This is a genomic window from Campylobacter concisus (assembly GCF_902460575.1).
In the GTDB taxonomy this organism is placed as follows: domain Bacteria; phylum Campylobacterota; class Campylobacteria; order Campylobacterales; family Campylobacteraceae; genus Campylobacter_A; species Campylobacter_A concisus_AW.
Genome location: NZ_CABPUY010000003.1, coordinates 610,060 through 615,150 on the forward strand (window position 1 = coordinate 610,060; position 5,091 = coordinate 615,150).

Sequence of the window (5,091 nt, forward strand, 5' to 3'; positions counted from 1 at the left end):
TATCTAATTTACCAGCCTCATATAGTCTTGTTAGCTCTTCTGGTGTGTTGTAGTATGGTGCATTTGGATATCCCTCTGGTGGGGTTAGGGACATTATCTTAGCTTCTAATAGATTAATGTCTCTATTTAAAATTACTTGCCTATATTCTTGATCATCTGGTTCAGCTACGTCAAAAGGAAGCATTTCATCTTTTATGACATCTTTCATTTTTGTCATAAATTCTTCTCTTGTAGTCTCATTTGCATCAAGGTCTCTAGGGTCTAATAATTTACCTTCATCTTCAACGAGTTTTCTAAAATACCGCATAACCCTACCATCAGTATCAAGTGCAAGTCCCCTATTAAAATCCATCACGAAGTAGCTTCCTACTATCTCATCAAGATAAGGCATCATTCCATATTCATCTAGTGGAGGGTTTTTAGCTAGTTTTCTAAACTCTTCAGCCATTTGCAAATTTTTGTTTAGACCTATGTCATAAGTAGTGTATTCAAATAAATCACCTAGAAATTTTAAAGCCTTTGTTACTCCTAGCTGAGCAGCTAGAAAAATTCTTTGATAGTCCCTTGCTTTAAATCCTGCTTCATTTCCATTTGCAAATCCCATAGGGTTTCCAAGTATTCCAGCACAAATTCCCCACTCTGCCGAAAAGAGCATTGATTTTAATGTCCCTTGATGAGAATTTACTTCATCATAAATTTCAGCATACTCTGGCTTTGTTAGTTTGCCACTACTATCTACTCTACCTATTGCATCTTCTGGGATATCTATCATAGTGCATTTTAGATTACTTCTTTTTACTAGATAGATATATCTATCTCTCTTATCTTTTAAACTTTCATAGTAGGCTTTTTCTGATTTAGTCCAAGGTGATAGTTTAGTAGAGCTTGCTTTATAGCTAATGTCTAGCCATGGTTTAAATGATAGATAGTCTGTTTGACCTAGAGAGTTTGGTTTAGGGTTATAGTATAGGGGTTTATAGTTTTTATATGGAGATGAGTCTAGGATGGAGCGAGCTTCTAAGAGATACTTAGATTGAATTTCTAAGTATTCCTTATTTGTCCTAGGTTTATTATAATTATCATTGTTTGGTATCATTAAATTTGTCTTTTTATCAAATGGTATTTCCATGCCATTTGGAGCTATAACTGTATATGTATTATCCATTAAATTTTCTTTACTCATTAAATTTCCTTTATTTATTATTAATAGTGATCCTGCTACTAAAAGAGCTATGATGATAAATATGATCTTCTTCATATCTTATCCTATATATAGACCATCTTCCATTACTATGGTAGTAGCTAGACGACCTACTAGGCGAGGTGGGATAGATGATGTGGTTTGAGTACTCTTGTCTTTTCTATCTGACGATCCGAACTCCTTACACCCCACATATATACCCTTTATGTTATTGTTGCCAATAGTATCAAGAGCTTCTACTAGATCTCTTGAGAGGTTACGGTGAGTATTGCCGTAGTTGGTATTAAAAATTCCTAGTCTAAGCATATATATAATATTTGCAGCCTCTTGATAGGCATCTATTGCATAAGACAAACCACCCCTATCTTGACTATTACCTTTTCTATAAGCGTCATACACCTCTTTCTCCTCTTTAACATCCAAATTTAACTCCCTTATCTCTACATCAGATTCAGTATATCTATTCCTAGCATAGTTAAAATACCTTGCATCTATCTCATTACCAGCTCCTCTTAGCTCATCTAAGCATAGATAGGTACTAAGGTTATTTAGTGCTAGCTTAGAGGCTAGGTTAAAAGATAGTTTATTTTTCTTATGGTCTATGTCATAGTATATAAATGAGTTATAGTCTAGTCCTCCACTACTTATATTAGCTCCTAGAAATAGCCTATTTAAATTTAGGCTTATATAGTTTTGATAGATCATTACTGGATAGTAGCAATATGTATTTGTACTATTCTTATCATAGGCTTCTTTTATAGACATAGGTTTATATGAGATATTATTTAATGCGTAAGCTTCATTAAATTTATATGTGTATCTTGTGTGCATTATCTCGTTGTAGTTCTCTTCTAGTTTTTCATAGGATGTTTTCCAAAGTTCTAATGCACCACTAACCATAGAAGCACCTATGCTCTTGCCTAGCGATCCTGCATAATCTTTTATTAGTCTCTTTATCTCTTGAAAATCTGTATAGCTAAACCTATGAGTATATCTCATAAAGGTATATGTTGTGATCTCTGTATAAGTTATACTTAGTTTATAATACTCCATCGCCATATGAAGCCTAAAAGCGTTTGAAGCTTGAATGATTAGATTAAGCTTTGAATGTTGTAAAACTACGCTTGTAGTTTTTAGACTCGTTATTAGCAAGATATATCTATCTATCTCTTTAGTCTTTCTTGCGCCAAGTAGACTTTTTACTAAATTTAATACCCCAAGCTCATCAAGAAATGTTTCTCTTAGTGCCTTTGCGTCTTTATTAAATATATAAGAGCCAAGTGATTCATATATCTTAGATATGCCATCTTCACCAACAAATTTTGCTAGTGGAAATACCTCTTCTATAGTAGTTTTTACTAGTAATGAGGTTACCTCTTTATTTATATCTCTATCATTGCTATATGCTATATCTTTTAAATTTATAGCCTCTTTTAGAGTGTTTTTATTCTTAGCGGCGATAGCCTCTTTTATAGTAGCTTCATCTTTTTTATAGTTCTCATCTATCTTATCAGATTGCTCTATAAGAAGTTTCATCAGATCTTTTTGCAAAGGATCTTTGATATCTGCGTTTTTACCAACTTCATTTTCTGCTAAAAGCTCTTCAACGCTAACTACATCCTTGTTATTTACTCCATCCATATATTTAGAAATTTCTTCTATACATAGATACTCGCCACTTTTTAGACCACTACTTTTTACTGAGTCTTTATAAAAAAATAGCTTTACATCTCTATCAAAAACTCTTATTATAGAGTTTGAGTGTAGGGCTTTTATCTCATCATCTTCTATTACTATATATTCATCACCATCTTTAATGCTTTTCTTTATCATTTTTTTTGAATAGCTTTTAGTCATTATAAAGTAAGCCACACTAAGAGATAGTGCTTCTATGAAAGAGTAGCGCTTTGGGAGGGTTTGTATTATACGTTGCATTTGTGATTGGTATTCATCTGCGGTTGATGAGCCATTTTTTATATCATCTATAAGTTGGCTTGAGATATTGCTATTGTTATATGCTTCAGCCTCTCTTCTGTTTAAGGTGTTTTCATTTACCTTATCAAACACTGCCTTAAAAGAGAGAGTTACCTTTTTCATATACTCTTCTTCACTTTTTTTGATCTTCTCCATATCGTTTGGCTGCTTAGCATAAGCATTTACGTGAGAGAAATTTGTCTTAAATAACTCTTCGTATTTGGTGTAATTATCAAGATAGTTAGTGTCATCTTGATAGGCGATCTCTTTAAATTCTTCCCTCTTTTGCTCTATGTTGTCTATATATTTTTTATCTATCCTTGCAAATGGGGATAAATTTAAAACAAGAGTTGATCTATTGTTTTCCTTATTGATGTTTATGCTGTACTGGCTGTAGTCCTTAATAGGACTTAGGGTCTTTATATCGGTGAATTTTTGTTTTACTAGGTTGGATTTATTGGGTCTATTTAGCTCGTCTTCTATCACTTGATCTAGGCATTTACTTATTGCTTCTTCTCTTAGCCCTGCACTTGATCTAAAAGGTGAGTTTGATAGGACTACATAGTTTTTATTTAAATTTGAAAAATCTTTGCTGTTCATCTCATCGTTTGCAGATGTGCTATTTTTATCGGACTTGTTCGCTATTAGATTGGCTAGTTTTATAGAGTTGAAATTTGAAGCGCAGATAAAATTTAAATTTGCATTTAGTCCTTTTATTTGATCCTTTAGTCTTTTAAAGAGCGTATCATCACTAGAGCCAAAGCCTAAGTTTTTATTTACTATATCATAAGAGCAAACATCCTTTGTATGATCAAATACCGATAGATCATCTAAATGACCAAATACACTATATCCCTCATCTGCATTGCAATTAACCTCATTTAGGTTATTGTCGTCTCTAAAGTAGATATAGTCTAAGTTTAGGTGGGTAAAGTCTATAAAAAAGCCAGAGTTAGAAGATTTATCTTGTTTAAATACTAATACATTGCAGCTTGAGTTTATATTTAGGGTATTTATAATAGAAGCAAATCTAGATGTGAAAAAGCTAAGGATAGGTAAGGTTACGCCATAAAGAGATCTATTGCTTTGATGCTCAACCATCTTGTAGGTTAATTTACTAAGCTCATAGAACAAAAAGCATCCGTTTGCCTTTTTGAGTGCAGCCTTTGGGTCACTTAGATCAACTATGCTTAGTATAAAAAGAAATATTTGCTTTAGTAAAAACTCTCCACTTTCTTTGTTTAGCTCGCTTAAATTCTTATCTAACTCTCTAAAACACTCTTCAATGCTTTTTTCAAATTTAGCTCCATCTAGTCCCTCGCTAGATATCAAAGAGCTAGCATCGCTTAGTAGATCATTTTTTAAGGTATTTAGGCACTCTTTTACGATATCTTTGGCGTCATCATAGTTGGATACTATGACCTCAAACATATCATAAAAGCTTATAGCTTCTGTCTTTGTTTCACCCATGCTTTTTAGCAAATTTCTCTCGTGCTCATCCTGAGCAGCTTCAAGTTCAGCTTCATATCTTGCTTTGCTTTTTATGGGGCTTATCTTCTCTTTTAAATTTGCAAAAAACTTGTCAACTGCACTCTTTTTATGGACAATCTTTACTGGTATATCTCTATATTCAAATTCTCTTATTCTATTTAGCTTACTATCAGTAAAGCTATCTTTATCTATATAAAAGTCAGATACGATCGATACATCTTTTTTATCTCTCTTCTTAGAAAATATTAGATTAGATATGATCTCATTAGCTATGCCGTTAGAGTACGATGTGAGTGAATTCAAGCTAGACGTATAAAGCGTCACGCTCTTTGCATCAGCCATATACTCTTTTATCTTTTTTAATGTCTCTTCGCAAGAGTAGGTTATATTTATTTCGTTGTTTTGCATATTAAGCCACCACTACT

The 5,091-nt window shown here is 32.9% G+C and carries 2 protein-coding genes; both read right to left on the bottom strand.

What is annotated here, in order from left to right; translation table 11 throughout:
• On the bottom strand, positions 1-1,258 hold a 1,258-nt coding region (locus F3G76_RS11250; RefSeq protein WP_149706614.1), incomplete at its 3' end, for a thioredoxin reductase.
• Between the two features lie 3 nt (positions 1,259-1,261).
• Entirely contained in the window at positions 1,262-5,074 is a 3,813-nt protein-coding gene (locus F3G76_RS11255; RefSeq protein ID WP_149706564.1) for a hypothetical protein, read from the bottom strand.
• Between the last annotated feature and the right edge of the window lie 17 nt (positions 5,075-5,091).

Bases quoted from the DNA above. Each gene is read 5' to 3' on its own strand.
- F3G76_RS11255 (WP_149706564.1), bottom strand. From the start codon at position 5,074: ATGCAAAACAACGAAATAAATATAACCTACTCTTGCGAAGAGACATTA.